Annotated in this window: 10 protein-coding genes and 1 pseudogene; 6 read left to right on the forward strand and 5 right to left on the reverse strand. The window is 73.4% G+C overall.

Features of this window, described 5'->3' with window-relative positions; translation table 11 throughout:
• The first annotated feature begins 102 nt into the window (after nucleotides 1-102).
• Nucleotides 103-2,670, forward strand: coding sequence for an ATP-dependent helicase HrpB (gene hrpB / locus ACIGW4_RS27675; RefSeq protein WP_399583397.1), 2,568 nt, complete (start codon nucleotides 103-105; stop codon nucleotides 2,668-2,670).
• Here the strand turns inward: hrpB and ACIGW4_RS27680 are convergent.
• From ACIGW4_RS27680 to ACIGW4_RS27690, 3 genes are all read right to left on the reverse strand, one after another.
• Nucleotides 2,654-3,649, reverse strand: coding sequence for a DUF3068 domain-containing protein (locus ACIGW4_RS27680; protein ID WP_399583399.1), 996 nt, complete (start codon nucleotides 3,647-3,649; stop codon nucleotides 2,654-2,656). The two genes, hrpB and ACIGW4_RS27680, sit on opposite strands and share 17 nt — an antisense overlap.
• A gap of 10 nt (nucleotides 3,650-3,659) precedes the next feature.
• Nucleotides 3,660-3,800 carry an SPW_0924 family protein gene (locus ACIGW4_RS27685; protein WP_107072740.1) on the reverse strand — a complete coding sequence of 47 codons (141 nt, stop codon included), beginning with the start codon at nucleotides 3,798-3,800 and terminating at the stop codon, nucleotides 3,660-3,662.
• Between the two features lie 165 nt (nucleotides 3,801-3,965).
• Nucleotides 3,966-5,795, reverse strand: coding sequence for a lytic transglycosylase domain-containing protein (locus ACIGW4_RS27690; protein ID WP_399583400.1), 1,830 nt, complete (start codon nucleotides 5,793-5,795; stop codon nucleotides 3,966-3,968).
• A gap of 238 nt (nucleotides 5,796-6,033) precedes the next feature.
• Between ACIGW4_RS27690 and ACIGW4_RS27695 the strand changes: the two genes are divergently transcribed.
• On the forward strand, nucleotides 6,034-6,948 hold the full coding sequence (locus ACIGW4_RS27695) for a DUF4184 family protein (protein ID WP_398711607.1): 915 nt from the start codon (nucleotides 6,034-6,036) through the stop codon (nucleotides 6,946-6,948).
• A 298-nt stretch (nucleotides 6,949-7,246) separates the two neighbouring features.
• On the opposite strand, the pseudogene ACIGW4_RS27700 reads toward ACIGW4_RS27695, so the two are convergent.
• Both ACIGW4_RS27700 and polA read right to left on the reverse strand, forming a co-directional pair.
• Nucleotides 7,247-7,936 (reverse strand): annotated as a pseudogene (locus tag ACIGW4_RS27700) (serine hydrolase); the annotation flags it as partial.
• 500 nt (nucleotides 7,937-8,436) lie between these two features.
• Nucleotides 8,437-11,148 carry a DNA polymerase I gene (gene polA, locus ACIGW4_RS27705; RefSeq protein ID WP_123451242.1) on the reverse strand — a complete coding sequence of 904 codons (2,712 nt, stop codon included), beginning with the start codon at nucleotides 11,146-11,148 and terminating at the stop codon, nucleotides 8,437-8,439.
• Between the two features lie 122 nt (nucleotides 11,149-11,270).
• On the opposite strand from polA, the gene ACIGW4_RS27710 reads away from it, so the two are divergent.
• From ACIGW4_RS27710 to ACIGW4_RS27725, 4 genes are all read left to right on the forward strand, one after another.
• Entirely contained in the window at nucleotides 11,271-13,553 is a 2,283-nt protein-coding gene (locus ACIGW4_RS27710) for an FdhF/YdeP family oxidoreductase (RefSeq protein ID WP_123451244.1), read from the forward strand.
• Nucleotides 13,554-13,605: 52 nt separating this feature from the next.
• Nucleotides 13,606-14,100: a PaaI family thioesterase gene (locus ACIGW4_RS27715; RefSeq protein WP_123451246.1), complete on the forward strand. Its 495-nt coding sequence runs from the start codon at nucleotides 13,606-13,608 to the stop codon at nucleotides 14,098-14,100.
• 293 nt (nucleotides 14,101-14,393) lie between these two features.
• Nucleotides 14,394-15,278 (forward strand): trypsin-like serine protease, encoded by an 885-nt coding sequence (locus tag ACIGW4_RS27720; RefSeq protein WP_399583403.1) that lies wholly within the window; start codon nucleotides 14,394-14,396, stop codon nucleotides 15,276-15,278.
• Nucleotides 15,275-15,733, forward strand: coding sequence for a hypothetical protein (locus ACIGW4_RS27725; RefSeq protein WP_399583405.1), 459 nt, complete (start codon nucleotides 15,275-15,277; stop codon nucleotides 15,731-15,733). The genes ACIGW4_RS27720 and ACIGW4_RS27725 overlap by 4 nt, the downstream gene beginning before the upstream one ends.
• Nucleotides 15,734-16,145: the final 412 nt, after the last annotated feature.

Genomic DNA, 16,145 nt, shown 5'->3' on the forward strand with positions numbered 1-16,145 from the left:
ACGACCGGCGGACGAGCAGCAGGCGACTCGACAGTCGTATTAATGGAGGGCCCTGTGGACAACGGGGCCTTTCTTTTTCGCGGCGCGTACGAGACTGAGTGCGTGATCCGAAACGACGCACTCGACCGTCTCCCCGTCCGCCATGCCGTCCCCGAGCTGCTCGCCGCACTCGCGGAGCGCGGCGCGGCGGTGCTGTCCGCTCCTCCCGGCACCGGCAAGACGACGCTGGTGCCGCTGGCGCTCGCGGGGCTCATAGGGGACGGACCGGCGCGGCGGGTGCTCGTGGCCGAGCCGCGCAGGATGGCGGTGCGGGCGGCGGCCCGGCGGATGGCCTGGCTGCTCGGCGAGGAGGTCGGCGGGACGGTCGGCTTCTCGGTGCGCGGTGAGCGGCGGACCGGTGCCGCGACGCGGGTCGAGGTGGTGACGACGGGCATCCTGCTCCAGCGGCTCCAGCGCGATCCGGAGCTGGCGGGCGTGGACGTGGTGCTGCTCGACGAGTGTCACGAGCGGCATCTCGACGCCGACACGGCCATGGCCTTCCTGGTGGACGTCCGCGCGACGCTGCGGCCGGAGCTGAAGCTGATCGCGGCGTCCGCGACGAGCGACGCCGAGGCGTGGGCCGAACTGCTCACGGTCCTGGAGGGCGGCGGCCCCGCACCCATCGTGTGGAGCAAGGGCGAGGGCCATGGGTACGCGGTGAGGTTCGCCGCGCCGCCGGCCGGCATCAGGCCCGCGCACGGCACCTGGGTGGATCCGGCCCTGCTGCGGCACGTGGCGTCGACGATCCGGCTCGCGCTGGAGCGGCACCAGGGCGACGTCCTCTGTTTCCTGCCGGGTACGGGGGAGATCGCGCGGACGGCGGGGCTGCTCGACGGCGTCGACGCGGAGGTGCTCCAGTTGCACGGGCGGGCTCCCGCCGCCGTCCAGGACGCGGTGCTGCGGGGTGCCGGGCCGGGCGGCCGGAGGCGGGTGGTGCTGTCGACGTCGGTGGCGGAGTCGAGCCTGACGGTTCCGGGAGTGCGGATCGTCGTGGACTCGGGGCTCGCGCGGGAGCCCCGGACGGACCACGCCCGGGGTCTCGGTTCCCTCGCGACGGTGCCGGTGTCGACCGCGGCGGCGACCCAGCGGGCGGGGCGCTCGGGCCGTGAGGCGGCCGGTGTGGTCTACCGCTGTTGGGCCGAGGCGGAGGACGGCAGCCGGGCGCGGTTCCCCTCGCCCGAGATCCGGATCGCCGACCTGGCGGACTTCGCCCTGCGGGCCGCCTGCTGGGGGGACCCGACTGCGGAGGGGCTCGCGCTGCTCGACGCGCCGCCGGCCGGGGCGATGGCGGCGGCCCGCGCGGTGCTCGGGTCGATCGGGGCCGTCGACGGTGACGGCCGGGCCACGGAGCGGGGGGTGCGGATGTCCCGGCTCGGGCTGCACCCCCGGCTGGGGCGCGCGCTGCTGGACGGCGCGCCCGAGGTCGGGGCGCGGCGGGCGGCGGAGGTGGTGGCGCTGCTGAGCGAGGAGCCGCCGCGTGACTACGGGGACGACCTGGTGGCGGCCTGGCGCACGGCCCGTCGGGGGGCCGACGGGTACGGCGCGCGGTGGAGGGCGGAGGCGCGGCGCCTGGAGCGGTCGGCCGGTGAGGCGGTGGGCGGGGGTGCCGCCGTCGGGGAGCGGTCGGCCGGTGAGGCCGTGGGCGGGGGCGACGACGCCGTGGCCGGTCTGGTGACGGCGCTGGCGTTCCCGGAGCGGGTGGCCAGGGCCCGGGAGCAGGGCGGCTATCTGATGGTGTCGGGAAGCGGGGCGCGGTTGGCCGAGGGTTCCCGGCTGGGGACCGGTCCGTGGCTCGCCGTGGCGGTGGCGGACCGCACCGCGCGGGACGCCACGGCGCGGGTGCGGCTCGCGGCGGTGGTGGACGAGTCCATCGCGTGCCGGGCCGCCGGGCATCTGCGGAGCACCGGCGAGGAGGTCCGCTGGGAGGACAGGGACGTGGTCGCGCGGTCGGTGGACCGGTTGGGGGCGGTGGAGCTGACGGTCCGTCCGCTGGGCGCCGGGGCCGAGCCCGCTCTGGTGCGGGAGGCGCTGCTCGACGGCCTGCGACGCGAGGGGCTCGGGCTGTTGCGGTGGTCGCGGGAGGCCGGGGAGCTGCGCGAGCGGCTCGCCTTCCTCCACCGGGAGTTGGGGGAGCCCTGGCCTGACGTGTCGGAGGGGACGCTGATCGACCGGGCCGGGGAGTGGCTGGAGCCGGAGTTGTCCCGGGCGTCGCGCCGAGCGGATCTGGGGCGGATCGACGCCGGGGAGGCGCTGCGGAGGCTGCTGCCGTGGGCCTCGGGCGAGGCGGTCCGGCTGGACGAGCTGGCGCCGGAGCGGATCGAGGTGCCGAGCGGTTCGCGAATACGGGTCGGGTACGGGGGCGAGCGGCCGGTGCTCGCGGTGAAGCTGCAGGAGATGTTCGGTCTGGCCGAGACGCCCCGGGTGGCGGGGGTGCCGGTGCTCGTCCACCTCCTCTCCCCCGCCGGCAGGCCGGCCGCGGTGACGGCCGACCTGGCCTCGTTCTGGCGGGACGGCTACCGGGCGGTGCGGGCGGAGCTGCGGGGGCGGTACCCGAAGCACCCGTGGCCGGAGGATCCGTCCGCGGCGGTGCCGACCCGGCACACCAGCGCGCGGCTCAGAGGGGAGCGCTGACCGGCGTGGGGGCGGGGGTGGCGGGCGGCTCCGGTTCGGGACGGCGGGAGCGGGCCTCCAGCCAGAGGGCGAGGGCCAGGAGGAGCAGGGCGAGGACGGTGAGGCTCCACGGGACATAGGAGACGAGCATGAGGACCATGAGGCGGTTGGCGGAGACCATCTCGCCGATGCTCTCCAGGTAGTCCTCGCGCATCTTCACGTGCCCCGCGAAGACGGTGAGGGTGTCCCGCCCCATCAGCGCCTTGGCGTTGCGGAGTTCCTCCTGGTGGATCTCCTCGCCGTTGACGGGGGCTCCGGTGATCGGCTCGATCCAGAACATGCGCTTGGTCGTGTACCAGCGGGTGAGGCCGGAGTCGGCGAGGATCTTCGGCGTGATGCCCTTGACCGGCATGGTCTTGGGCATGGGGACCTTGGTCCAGGGGATGGTCTGCTCGAAGTAGTAGACCTCCATGCCGCGGAAGGTGCGGGTGCCCTTGTAGTGGATGGGGGCCGCGGTGCGGGTCTGGGCGTCGAAGTACTGGTAGTCGCGCTTCTCGGTCAGGAAGGGGAACTTGAACTCGATACCCTCGCGCCGGACCGGGTCGCCGTCGACCGATTCGCCGGTGGCGTGGACGGGGTCCTGGGTGTGGGCGTCGAAGACGTACCGCTCGGGGACCTTGGAGACCATCTTGCCGTCGGGTCCCGTCACGTAGGCGAGGGCGTCCCAGACGACGACGTCGCGCCCGGCGTCGCGTTCGATGCGCCGCGACTCCTCCACGTTGCCCTTGAGGGTCTGGATGATCGTGATCTTGTCGACCTTCTCGGCCTTGAGCGTGGAGTAGTCGAGGAGGGTCGCCGGCCGCGCCTCCAGGACGGTCTCCTGGTACTGGTTGGGCGGGATCTTCGCGAGGCGGGGGAAGGCGTACCAGCGCAGGGTCGGGGCCATCGCGGCGCAGAAGACGGCGAGGGCGAGCAGGACGAGGCTGGCTCGGCGGCGCACGGTCGGCCCCCTACTTCTTGGGGCCGGGGTCGGCGGTCAGGAGGGGCTTGGGCGAGGTGGGGCCGTCGGGCGGCAGATCGACCACGGAGAGGAGCAGGACGAAGAGGAGGACTGGGGCGAGTCCGATGGCGGCGGCGACGAGGGCGCGCATGGTCGGCCTCCCGGGTGCGATCTGATAGGTCGTCAGGGCGGGGGCACCGTAGCAATGCGGCCGTGAGATGAGAACACGTTGCACCCGGATCACGCGAAGCGCCGCCCCCGCGTCCGGTGCGGACGGGGGACGGCGCGGAGGAACGCGGCGCTGAGGCGCGGGCGGTCAGGCCGAGGGCGAGGCGCTGGGCGAGGAGGTGGCCTCGGGCGTGGCGCTGCCGGAGGGCGTCGGAGTGGGCTCCGGAGTCGGAGTCGGGGTCGGGTCCGGGTTCGTCGTGGCGGGGGCGCCGACCGTCAGGTCGATGAAGGTGGTGCCGCCGCCCGGTGCGGTCAGCCGCACGTAGTACGTGCCGGCCTTGTCTCCCGCGAGGAGGTCGCCGGACTCGAAGGTGAGCAGACCGTCCGTGCCGGTGACGAGGGTGACGGTACGGACCGTGGTGCCGTCCGCGCGCTTGAAGGACGGGCCGTCGGCGCTCTCCTCGGTGCTCGTCTTCGAGGTGACGATCACCGCGGTGACGCGCACGCCGGGGGCGAGGGCGCCCTTGTCGGTGGCCTTCACCTGGACCTTCTGGGCGAAGGAGGTGCCGGTCGTGGCCGACAGCGGGTCGCCGGCGAGCCGGGTGAGGGTGTCCGCCCGACGCTCCGTGACGGTCGCGGTGAAGTCGGCCGCCCGCAGGGTCCGGCCCACGACGGTGGCCCGCACGGTGAAGGTCCCCGTCTTCTCGCCGGCCCGGAGGGCGGGCGAGGTGGCGAGGCCGGACGAGCCGGTGGTGACGGTGGCGGTGGTCCCGCCGGCGCCGAACCGGGTGTCGGTGGCTCCGACGATCTCGAAGCGGATGTTCACGCCGGGGACCGGCTTGCCCGAGGCGTCGAGCGCCGCGACGCGGGGAAGCCCGGTGAAGGCGCTGCCGGTGGTCGTGGTCGGCTTCTCGTTGGCCACGATCGCGAGCCGTGCGACCTTGGCGACCGCCGGGAGGGCGGGCGGCGTCACCGGCGGGGTGACCGGGGGCTTGGTGGGGACGGTCGGCGGCTTGACCGTCCCGGGACGGTTCTCCGCCGGCGGCTTCGGCTTCTGGGTGCCGGGCGTCGGCGTCGGGGTCGTGGGGACGGTCGGGAGCGGCGCGGTGGGGTGGGAGCCGTTGCCCCTGGTGCCGTTGTCACTGCGCCCCACCGGCAGCACGCCCGTGCCGTCCGGGATCTGGTGGGTGCCGCGCTCGTAGAAGGCGACCCAGGACAGGACCGTGTTCAGGTACTCCCTCGACCGGTTGTAACTGAGGATCGCCTGGTCGAGGTCGGCCTTGAGCGCGAGGTTGCGGTCGTTCGCGCAGAGGTAGAGGCCGGCGGCCTGCGCCGCGTCGTAGATGTTGTTCGGGTCCTTCTTGCCGTCACTGTTGGCGTCCTGGCCCCAGGTCGCCCAGGTGGACGGGATGAACTGCATCGGGCCGACGGCCCGGTCGAGCTTCGTGTCGCCGTCGTAGGCGCCGCCGTCGGTGTCGGTGATGAGGGCGAAGCCGTTGCCGTTGAGGGCGGGGCCGAGGATCGGCGGCGACGCCGTGCCGTTGGCGTCGACCCGGCCGCCACGGGCCTGCCCGGACTCGACCTTGCCGATGCCGGCGAGCAGCTGCCACGGCAGGTTGCAGCCGGGGTCGGTCGAACGTATCGAGAGCTCGGCCCGCTTGTAGGCGGAGTAGACGGACGCGGGTATGCCGGCCTCGGCGGGGCCGGTCGTCAGCGGCAGCTTGGTGCTCGCCCCGGGCAGGTTCGGCGGGTTCAGCGGCGGCAGGTCCGTGTAGTACGGGGAATCGCCCGTCACGGACCCGTGTCCGGACGGCGAAGTCGTGTCGCCGGCACCGATGGCCTGGTCCCCACCGGTGTTGTCCGTGGCCGGCGGGGTCATCTCCGGCGCCTGCGAGGCGGCGAGCGCGGCGACCGCCGCGGCCATCACCACACCACTGGTGGCTCCCTTGCGCAGTCGGCGGCCGATGTGCGCTGCCATATCCGTCGTCCCCTCCCCATCGACGCGGTCCCACGCTCCCCGCGTGAGACCTCAGGCGACCCTATGCCAACTCCGGACCGTCGAACACCGGCCCTTGACCGTGTTTCACGGTTTCGTCACCTCTTGGCCGCCTGCGGAGCGAGTGAGTCCGGGAACCGATCGGAGCGTCACGCCCCTCTTGCACTCCGGTCGGCCACGCACACCGGCCACCGCCGTCGGAACCCTGGGGGAACTCCCGTTGCCGTTCACGCTGAGCCACGCCGCCGCCGTGCTGCCCGCGCTGCGCCGGGACGGGACCGCGCGCGGCCCGTTGGTCGCGTCCGCCCTCGTCGCCGGGTCCTTCTCGCCCGACATGACCTACTTCGCCGCGACCGCGTTCCCCGGGGCGATGGTCTTCGGGGACGTCACCCACTCCCCCGTCGGGATCGTCACGGCCGACGTGCTGATCACCGCCGCGCTCGTGACCCTGTGGCTGACCGTGCGCGAGCCGCTCGTCGCGCTGCTGCCCGAGCGGTGGCGGGGCAGGGTGTACGGGCTCGTCCGGGGCCGTCCCTGGCGAGAGCGGCACCCGACGGCGCTCGTCGGGTGGTTCTGCCTCTCGGCGATCCTCGGCGCCACCACGCACGTGGTGTGGGACTCCTTCACCCACCTCGACCGCTGGGGCACCCGCGCGATCCCCGTCCTCGGCGAGATCGTGGCCGGGTTCCCGGTCTATCTCTACGCGCAGTACGGGGGTTCGGCGCTGGCCCTCGGGATCCTCGCCTGGTGCGCGGCGCGAGCGCTGCGCACCTCTCCTCCGGGGGCGGTGCTGCCGACCCGGGTCCCCGTCCCCGGCCGGCGCGGCCGGCTCCTGGCCGCCGCGCTGATCGGCGGGTGCGTCCTCGCGGGTGTCGCCCACCGGGTGCTGCGCTGGGCGGCGTACTGGGGCTGGGACCGGATCGAGACGCCCCTCGACGTCATCCCCACGGCCTGCTTCGGCGCCGGCGCGGGGCTCGCCGTGGGGCTCGTGCTGTACGGGACGGGGGTGCGGCTCCTCGGATCGCCGCGGGTCCGAACGACTCCGGACGCGCCGGGGTCGGAGCCGGTGCCGGTGCACCGGGATCTCCCTGGCCCGGGGCCTCGGCCGGAGCGCTCCCGTCCGGGATCTCGCTGATCTTCTCCGGCGGGGTGAAGCCCCGGGCCGCGGTACCGCCGGAGAGCCTGCGGTGCACGGCGAGGGCGATGCCCTCCAGGGTGCGGACGCCGTACCGCATGGTGGGGTTGCCGTGGCTCAGGAGGACGATCCGGTAGTCGACGGCGGGGTTCGTCGGGGCGGTGTCCGTGCCGGTGTCGGTTCCTGCGCCTGCACCTGTGCCGGTGTTGGTGCCGGCGCCTGTGCCGGTGGCCGTGCCTTTGCCTGTGCTCGGGCCCGTGCCGGGGGCCGGCGGGGGCGGCGCCGCCGGGCGCACGATGCCGACGCTGTGGACGCGCCAGGCGTGGGTCGCGCGGGGCAGCCAGCCGTTCTTGAGGTGGACCTTGACCGTGCGGGGCGCGCCCGCGGTGACGCCCCAGGCCTGTGCGTGGACCACCTGCCCCATCAGGGACAGGGCCTCGTCTCGGCGTGACACCGCGGCGAGCAGGGCGAGTTGGTCGCGTGCGGTGGTGCGGGTGAGGCCCCAGTAGTTGCCGTGCCCCAGGACGGTGTCCCGGGCTCCGGCCTCCCGCAGCACCCTGTTCAGCCGAGCGCGGGAGAGCCCCTCCCACAGTTCGGTGGCGGCGGTGTTGTCGGAGTGGGTGATCATCGCCTTCAGCCGTCGCGCCTCCAGCCGGGTGGGCGCCCGGCCGAGCTCCTCCGCGCGCCCGAGGACGGCCTGCATGATCAGGACCTTGGCGATGCTGGCGGAGTCGTACGCCAGGGTGTCGGCGAGCCGGCAGCGCAGACCGCGCACGGGGTCGTGCACCGCGACGGAGACCGTGCCCTCGCGGCCCTTGAGCGCCGCCGCGATGTCCCGGGACAGGCGGGCGGCGAGGGTCGGCTCGCGGGACGAGGTGCAGAGTGCGGGCGCCCGGTGTGCCTCGGCGGGCCAGGACCAGGCGGTGCTTGACGCGCCGAGGAGGGCGCCGAGGAGGGCCCAGGTGGGGAGGTGGGGGCGGCGGATCATGCTTCTCAGTTTTGGGAGGGGGGTGGGTCGGGCGCCCTTCGACTGGTCCGACTGGCGCACATCCGCCGGGCGGTGCGGGGCGCCCTGCTGGGCGGCTCCTTCCCGCCCGTGCGTGCCCGCGCCCGGCTGGGCGGTGCCCTCGCCCACCTCCGTGTGGGCAGTCGTCCCGCTGGGGCGGGACGGGTGGGCACACGGGACGGCGCCCTTAGCGGCGCCTCCGCGTCCCGCGCCTGGACCCGCACCCCATGTGCGTCGTGCCTGTCGGTGCGGGTTCAGGCACCACAGCCTCTGGCGCCGGCAGGGCGCGGGTCCGTTGTGCCCACCCGTTCCGCCCCAGCGGAACGACTGCCCACAACGGGGCGCGGGGGCGGGCACCGCACCGGCGGGTGCAGCCCACAACGGGGCGGGCACCGCCCGGCGGGTAGGCGCCCGCGGCGGGGTGGGTACCGCCCCGGTGGGGTGGCTTCCTGCGAGGGGGCGCCGTCCCGGTGGGGGCGGCGTCAGTGGGCTGCTTCGTCCCAGTTTTGGCCTACGCCTACCGAGACGTCCAGGGGGGCCCGGAGGTCGGCGGCGGCCGACATCTGTTCGCGGACCAGGGCCTCGACCCGCTCGCGCTCGCCGGGGGCGAGTTCGAGGACGATTTCGTCGTGGACCTGGAGGAGCATCCGGGAGGCGAGGCCCGCCTCGGTGAGCGCCCGGTCGACGTTCAGCATGGCGACCTTGACGATGTCGGCGGCCGTGCCCTGGATGGGGGCGTTGAGCGCCATCCGCTCGGCGGCCTCGCGGCGCTGCCGGTTGTCGCTGTTGAGGTCCGGGAGGTAGCGGCGGCGGCCCAGCATCGTCTCGGTGTACCCGGTGGCGCGGGCCTCGTCGACGACGCGGCGCAGGTAGTCCCGTACCCCGCCGAAGCGCTCGAAGTAGGTCTCCATCAGGATCCGGGCCTCGGCCGGGTCGATGGTCAGCTGCTGTGCGAGGCCGAAGGCGGAGAGGCCGTAGGCCAGGCCGTACGACATGGCCTTGATCTTGCGGCGCATCTCGGCGTCGACGGCGGACCGCTCGACGCCGAAGACCTGGGAGGCGACGGTGGTGTGCAGGTCCTCGCCGGAGGTGAAGGCCTCGATGAGGCCCTCGTCCTCGGAGAGGTGGGCCATGACGCGCAGTTCGATCTGGCTGTAGTCGGCGGTCATGAGGGCCTCGAAGCCCTCGCCGACGACGAAGCCGTGCCGGATGGCCCGGCCCTCGTCCGTGCGGACCGGCACGTTCTGCAGGTTGGGGTCGGTGGAGGACAGGCGGCCGGTCGCCGCGACCGTCTGGCTGAAGGTGGTGTGGATGCGGCCGTCCGCCGCGACGGTCTTGATCAGGCCCTCGACCGTGGAGCGCAGGCGCGCCTGCTCACGGTGGCGGAGCATGATCACCGGCAGTTCGTGCTCGGTCTGGCCGGCCAGCCAGGCGAGCGCGTCGGCGTCCGTCGTGTAGCCGGTCTTGGTCTTCTTGGTCTTCGGGAGGTTCAGCTCACCGAAGAAGACCTCCTGGAGCTGCTTGGGCGAGCCGAGGTTGAACTCGTGGCCGACGGAGGCGTGGGCCTCCTTGACGGCCTGCTGGACCGCGCCGGCGAACTGCTGCTCCATGGCCTCCAGGTGGTCGCGGTCGGCGGCGATGCCGTGCCGCTCCAGGCGGGCGAGGAGGGCGGAGGTGGGGAGCTCGACCTCGTGGAGGAGCTCGCGGGCGCCGACCTCGGCGAGCCGCTCGTCGAAGGCGGCGCCGAGGTCGAGGACGGCCCGCGCCTGGCTCATGAGGGCCTCGGCCTCGGCGGTGTCGTCGGCGCCGAAGGCGAGCTGGCCGTCGGCGGGGGCCGCCGGGGCGAGCTCGCGGGCGAGGTACTCGACGGTGAGGGCGTCGAGGGCGAAGGAGCGGCGGCCGGGCTTGACCAGGTAGGCGGCGAGGGCGGTGTCCATGGTGACGCCGGCGACGGACCAGCCGTGCTCGGGGAAGACCCGCATGGCGCCCTTGGCGTTGTGCATGACCTTCGGCCGGTCGGGGTCGGAGATCCAGGCGGCCCAGGCCTGCTCGTCGGCCTCGTCGAGCGTGCTGGGGTCGAACCAGGCGGCGGCTCCCCCGGCGGCGGCGAGGGCGACCTCGCTGACGTTCCCCGTGCCGAGGGCCCAGCTGTCGACGGTGGCGATGCCGAGGGGCTCGGTGCCGTGCTCGGCGAGCCAGGGGGCGAGCTCGCCGGCGCCGAGGACGGTGAAGTCGAGCTCCAGGCCCGCGGCGGGGGCGGGCGCGGCCTCCTCGGCGGAGCCCGGGTCGACGGCGAGGAGCCGTTCGCGCAGCGAGGGGTTGCGGATCTCCAGGGTGTCGAGGACGAGGGCGACGGCGGCGCGGTCGTACGGCTCGCGGGCGAGGTCCGTGACGGTCTTCGGCAGCTCCACGTCCCGGACCATCTCGGTCAGGCGGCGGTTGAGCTTGACCGATTCCAGGTGGTCGCGGAAGTTCTGGCCGGCCTTGCCCTTGACCTCCTCGGCGCGCTCGACGAGCTCGGCGAAGGAGCCGAACTGGTTGATCCACTTGGCGGCGGTCTTCTCGCCGACACCGGGGATGCCGGGGAGGTTGTCGGACGGGTCGCCGCGCAGGGCGGCGAAGTCGGGGTACTGCGAGGGGCTCAGGCCGTACTTCTCCTGGACCTTCTCCGGGGTGAAGCGGGTGAGCTCGGAGACGCCCTTGGTGGGGTAGAGCACGGTGGTGTGGTCGGTGACGAGCTGGAAGGAGTCCCGGTCGCCGGTGACGATGAGGACCTCGAAGCCCTCGGCCTCGGCCTGGGTGGCGAGGGTGGCGATGACGTCGTCGGCCTCGAAGCCGTCGACGGCGAAGCGCGGCGCGTGCATCGCGTCGAGGAGTTCGCCGATCAGCTCGACCTGGCCCTTGAACTCGTCGGGGGTCTTCGAGCGGTTCGCCTTGTACTCCGGGAACTCCTCGGACCGCCAGGTCTTGCGGGACACGTCGAACGCGACGGCGAAGTGCGTGGGCGCCTCGTCGCGGAGCGTGTTCGCCAGCATCGAGGCGAACCCGTAGATCGCGTTCGTCGGCTGTCCGGTCGCGGTGGTGAAGTTCTCCGCGGGCAGCGCGAAGAACGCCCGGTACGCGAGCGAGTGCCCGTCCATGAGGAGCAGGCGGGGGCGGGTGTCTGCGGGGGTCTTCGATGCTGTCTCGGCCACGGGACGATCCTGCCACGGCCCGCTGACAATCCCGTCCACAGCGGTCGGGGTGCCGGGCTGTCGGTGCCGCGTGACAGGATCGGAGTCGTACGCCAGAGGATTACCGCTCAAGGGAGAGCGCGATGGTCAGCAAGCCGCCTGCCGGTGACCCGGTCCAGGACGCACCGCAGGTCACGCCGCCGCAGCACGCCGCAGCCGGCCTGCCCGCCATCGGGCACACGCTGCGGATCGCGCAGGAGCAGATGGGTCTGCGGCGGACCGCGCGGACCCTGCTCAAGGTCAATCAGAAGGACGGCTTCGACTGTCCCGGCTGCGCCTGGCCGGAGGGTGACAAGCGGCACGTGGCGGAGTTCTGCGAGAACGGCGCGAAGGCGGTCGCCGAGGAGGCGACGCTGCGCCGGGTGACGCCGGAGTTCTTCGCGGCGCACCCGGTGGCGGACCTGGCGACCCGCAGCGGGTACTGGCTGGGCCAGCAGGGCCGCATCACGCAGCCGATGCTGCTCCCGGAGGGCGGCGAGCGGTACGAGCCGGTGAGCTGGGAGCGGGCCTTCGCGATCATCGCGGAGGAGCTGCGGGCCCTGGCCTCGCCGGACGAGGCGCTCTTCTACACCTCGGGGCGGACGAGCAACGAGGCGGCGTTCCTGCTCCAGCTCTTCGCGCGCGAGTTCGGCACGAACAACCTGCCGGACTGCTCCAACATGTGCCACGAGTCCTCGGGCTCGGCGCTGACGGAGACGATCGGCATCGGCAAGGGCAGCGTCTCCCTGGAGGACCTGCACCGGGCGGACCTGATCGTCGTGGCCGGGCAGAACCCGGGGACGAACCATCCGCGCATGCTCTCGGCCCTGGAGAAGGCGAAGGCCTCGGGCGCCCGGATCATCTCGGTGAACCCGCTGCCGGAGGCGGGCCTGGAGCGCTTCAAGAACCCGCAGACCCCGCAGGGCATGCTCAAGGGCGCGGCGCTCACCGATCTCTTCCTGCAGATCCGGATCGGCGGCGACCAGGCCCTCTTCCGGCTGCTCAACAAGCTGGTCCTGGAGACGGCGGGGGCGGTCGACGAGGAGTTCGTGCGGGACCACACCCACGGGTACGAGGAGTTCGCGGCGGCCGCGAAGGCGGCCGACTGGGACGAGACGCTCGCCGCGACCGGGCTGACGCGCGCCGAGATCGAGCGGGCCCTGGAGATGGTGCTCGCCTCGGAGCGGACGATCGTCTGCTGGGCGATGGGCCTCACCCAGCACAAGCACTCCGTGCCGACCATCCGCGAGGTGGTCAACTTCCTGCTGCTGCGCGGGAACATCGGCCGTCCGGGCGCGGGCGTGTGCCCGGTGCGCGGCCATTCGAACGTGCAGGGCGACCGCACGATGGGCATCTTCGAGCGTCCCGCGCCGGCCTTCCTCGACGCCCTGGACAAGGAGTTCGGGATCGTCTCGCCGCGCCACCACGGCTTCGACGTGGTGCGTTCGATCCAGGCGCTGCGCGACGGCGAGGCGAAGGTGTTCTTCGCGATGGGCGGCAACTTCGTGGGGGCGACGCCCGACACGGAGGTGACGGAGGCGGCCATGCGGAACGCGCGCCTGACCGTGCACGTCTCGACGAAGCTGAACCGCTCGCACGCGGTGACGGGCACGCGCGCGCTGATCCTGCCGACGCTCGGCCGCACCGACAGGGACGTGCAGAAGAGCGGCCGGCAGTTCGTGACCGTCGAGGACTCGATGAGCCTGGTGCACGCCTCCCGGGGCAACCTGCCGCCGGCGAGCCCGCACCTGCTGTCCGAGCCGGCGATCGTGGCGCGGATGGCCCGGGCCGTCCTCGGCGACGGATCGGCCACCCCCTGGGAGGAGTTCGAGGCGGACTACGCCAGGATCCGGGACCGGATCGCGCGCGTGGTGCCCGGTTTCGAGGACTTCAACGCCCGGCTGGCGGCGAACCCGGGCGGCTTCGCGCTGCCGCACGGCCCGCGCGACGCGCGCCGCTTCCCCACGAAGACCGGCAAGGCGAACTTCACGGCCGCGCCCGTCGAGTACCCGAGGGTGCCCGAGGGCCGGCTGCTGCTGCAGACGCTGCGCTCGCACGACCAGTACAACACCACGATCTACGGTCTGGACGACCGCTACCGGGGGATCAGGGGCGGCCGCCGGGTCGTCCTCGTGCACCCGGAGGACGCGGCGGCGTTCGGTCTCGCGGACGGGGCGTACGCGGATCTGGTGAGCGAGTGGACGGACGGCACGGAGCGGCGGGCGCCCGGCTTCCGGGTGGTGCACTACCCGACGTCCCGGGGGTGCGCGGCCGCCTACTACCCGGAGACGAACGTGCTGGTCCCGCTGGAGTCGACGGCGGACGTCAGCAACACCCCCGCGAGCAAGTCCGTGATCGTGCGTCTGGAACAATCGGCCTCCGCCTAAGCGTTTGCTCAGGCGATCTGTCAGCCGTACGAAGACGAACGGAGCCGGGCCCATGGGTGAGCAGCAGCACGTGAAGTTCCCGCAGGAGGTCATCGACGAGTACGCGGCGCTGGGCGTCGACCTCCCGGCGCTCTTCTCGGCCGGGCACCTCGGGAACCGGATGGGTGTCCAGATCGTGGAGGCCTCGGCCGAGAAGGTCGTCGGCACCATGCCGGTCGAGGGCAACACCCAGCCGTACGGGCTGCTGCACGGCGGCGCGTCGGCGGTGCTCGCCGAGACGCTGGGCTCCATCGGCTCGATGCTGCACGGTGGGGCCTCGAAGATCGCCGTCGGCGTCGACCTGAACTGCACCCACCACCGGGGCGCGCGCAGCGGTCTGGTGACCGGTGTGGCGACGCCGGTCCACCGGGGCCGGTCGACCGCCACGTACGAGATCGTGATCACGGACGAGCAGGGCAAGCGGGTCTGCTCGGCGCGGCTGACCTGCCTGCTGCGCGAGATCAACCCGCAGGACGCGGACAACCTGCCGTCGGCGGGCCGGGCGTAACGGAGCCGAGCCCCTCACGGGGCGGGCCGGGCGTGACGGAGCCCCTCGCGGGGCGGGCCGTCGCGGCGAAGAGGACGGAGGGGCGGGGCGCACGACGCCCCGCCCCTCCGCCGTTCCGCCCGCCCGTCGGCTTCGCCCGGCCGCCGGCCCCCTCTTCCCACCCGTCTGCTTCGCCCGGCCACCGGCCCCCTCTTCCCGCCCCGCCCTCTTGTCGCGCGGTGGGGGCAGCCGCTTCACTGGCGGCCTCCCCCACAGGAGAACACCTGATCCATTCACCCATCGAGGGGTTCTTCGTGACAGCCGTACGCACCACCACCGCGATGACCGCCGTCACCGCCGCCGCCTGCGCCGCCGTGATCGCCACCGCGATCCCGTCCTCGGCGATCAACTCGTACAACGCGGCCCCCGCCCCGGAGCGCACCGAGGTCGGCGCGCTCGTGGCCACCTGGGACAACGACGACGACCCGGCGACGCCGGACCGGGTCGACTGGGTCTGCTCCGGCACCATGATCGACGCGGACACCTTCCTCACGGCCGCCCACTGCACGACGGACTGGCCGGAGAACGTGCGTTTCTACGTCTCGCTCGACCAGGACGTGCAGGCCGGCCTCGACCGGGCGGCCGCCGAGCACCCGGGCGACCCCGCCGCCGTTGCACGGAGCGTGGCCGTCGAGGGGACGGCGCACACCCACCCCGCCTACCCCGGCCCGGCCTCCGACCGCCATGACATCTCCGTGATCGAACTGCCGGCGAAAGCGGTGAAGGCCCGCTGGTCCTTCGCTCCGGCGTCGCTGCCGAAGGCGGGCGCCCTGGCCGCGCTCGGCCCGCAGGGACTGAACTCCACGGCGTTCCTCGTGGCCGGGTACGGCACGCAGGAGGCGGAGCGCGGGCCGGGCGGCCAGACCCACCCGGGCGGCGGGGTCCGCATGAAGGCGCCGGTCTCCTTCGACGCCCTCAACGACGCGTGGGTCCGACTCGCCATGACCGCGCCCCAGGGCAACGGCGGTGCCTGCTACGGCGATTCGGGCGGCCCCAACTTCGCGACGCTGAACGGGAAGCTGACGCTCGTCGCCACCACGATCACCGGCGACACGCCCTGCTACGCCACGAACGTCGCGTACCGCCTGGACACGCCCGGTGCGCGCGACTTCCTGAAGCCGTACGTCCAACTCCCGTGACACGCCCACGGATACGACCGGCCGGGGCCGCCCTCGCGGCGGCCCTGGCCGGGTGCGCGCTCACCCTGTCCGCCGGCTGCGACCGGGCTCCGGACCCGCACCCCGCACCGTCGTCCGCGCCCCGCACCAGCACCCCCGCCGACGTCTGCGCGAACCTGGTCTCGTACTGGGTGAAAGAGGCGCTCAGGGGGTCCAAGTGGGCGGGGCTCGACTGGGAGCAGAAGGGGCTCTCCAACGAGCAGTACGAGATCCACGACCAGGTGCTCACGGCGGCCCGGGCCGAGGAGCGACGGGCCGGACGGAAGGCCGCCGAGGCGCTGGCGGACCGGGAGTCGCGGCGGCGCTGCGAGGCGGCGAGGGGGGCGACGGGGAGCTCCGAGAACTGGCGTCCGCCCGATGAGTGGACCACCGCTCCGACGCCTTCCGGGACCCCGGGAGCCTCTTCCGGCGAATGACCCCGGCCACGATCACCGTGACACTGCGTAACTTTCGCGCCATTCGCGAGTGGAATGGCCGGGTCAGCGCCCGACCTGCCCTCCGTCCGCTGACGAATGGACCGGTGTCCGATATCCGGAGACCCTCACGGGTGGCCCGTCAGGACCGTGATCCACTCAAGCCCCTTAGCGGAACTGGGGGTTCTCACCATGTGAACACCGTGCTACCGACCGCTGTGCCCGGTTTTGCACCCCGCATGCACACCATCTCCGCCCGTCGGCATAACAAGACAGTCACATCCTGACCTGGGCGCTCCCCGCCGTTCCCCACCTGCGCCTAGAGTCACGGCCAGTCACCGCGCCGCCGGGCGCTTCCACTGCACGGCCCTGCTCGACCCAGTACGGCCCGGCATCGAAAACGGCACCTCTAGCT

It is taken from the genome of Streptomyces sp. NPDC053513 (assembly GCF_044544765.1).
Taxonomy (GTDB): Bacteria; Actinomycetota; Actinomycetes; order Streptomycetales; family Streptomycetaceae; genus Streptomyces; species Streptomyces litmocidini.